This is a genomic window from Pontitalea aquivivens (assembly GCF_046507575.1).
In the GTDB taxonomy this organism is placed as follows: domain Bacteria; phylum Pseudomonadota; class Alphaproteobacteria; order Rhodobacterales; family Rhodobacteraceae; genus Pontitalea; species Pontitalea aquivivens.
Window position 1 is genome coordinate 1 of sequence record NZ_JBKFEY010000092.1, and the last position, 1,027, is coordinate 1,027.

General features: G+C 58.5%; 1 protein-coding gene and 1 pseudogene. Both read right to left on the reverse strand.

The genetic code is table 11. The features are described 5' to 3' along the window. The coding region (locus ACK8OU_RS20275) for an oxidoreductase (RefSeq protein WP_458524363.1) at positions 1-228 on the reverse strand (228 nt) is incomplete at its 3' end. 225 nt (positions 229-453) lie between these two features. Next, a pseudogene (locus tag ACK8OU_RS20280) lies at positions 454-1,027 on the reverse strand (hypothetical protein); the annotation flags it as partial.

The window sequence follows — 1,027 nt, forward strand, 5'->3', positions numbered from 1 at the left end:
TGAGTAAAGCCCCAGGCAACCGTGGGTAATGCGGCCACCTCGCTCGACATGCGCGGCCTCGGAGACAATCAGGCCGACACCGGAAATCGCGAAGCGCCCATAATGCATGAGGTGATAATCGGAAGCACAACCGTCATTGGCACTGTACATGTCCATAGGTCCGACAACGATACGGTTGTCGATCGAAATGCTGCGCAGTTTAAAAGGGGTGAACAGTTCACTTGGCATGGTTTGACCTGCAGTTGGATTGAGTGGGCGTTCGAGAAATCAGCTTGCAGATCCGTCCCGAATGGAGGTACTTCGTGTCCCGGATCAGAAAACAGAGCGGCCTCACGCGATCGCGAAAGCCAACACCCTTCCTCTGCGCTGGACTGACACATCTAAGAGACGACGATACAGTTTGCGACGCAGAGGCCACGCAGTTCGGCCAGCGCGAAGGGGAACGTGGACACCTCATGCTGCCACTCTTCTGCTGGTCATCACCATGCCCTCGACGCGCCGGCGACCGTCCTGCTGGAGCGCCACGATCCCATCGTAAAGCGCATCGATGTCGAACGAGCGATCCAAAGGCGCAATCAAGCCGAGAGCCTTGGCTTTGACATCGTCAAGTGACATGGGGCGTGCGGGCGTGCCGATGCTGTCCATAACGGTCGCAGAGCGCTTAGTACCATCTGTCAGCGTAACCTCGACGGCCGTACCGAAGTGATCGGGAAAGTGACGTTCGATCTCGTCATCGGCGCTCGCCTCGACCTTATCGGCGATGGCCAGAATGGTCGGGTCTTGGAGACGTTCCTCGTGATAGGCATCAAAGCGCGTAGGCCCGACCGCCAATGTGGCACCGACGACAAAGGGCAGGCTGTACTGTGCGGCCATCGGCGACTGCGGACGGCGAAGCATATGCTGGTTGGGTATGGCGTAGGGCCCCCGCACATGAATGCGCCGAATAGTGGCGGGGTCGGTCGTATAGTCGTTGGTGACCTCGCGGAGCCCATCGATCAGTGAATGGAACAGCCGGCAGCACGAATAA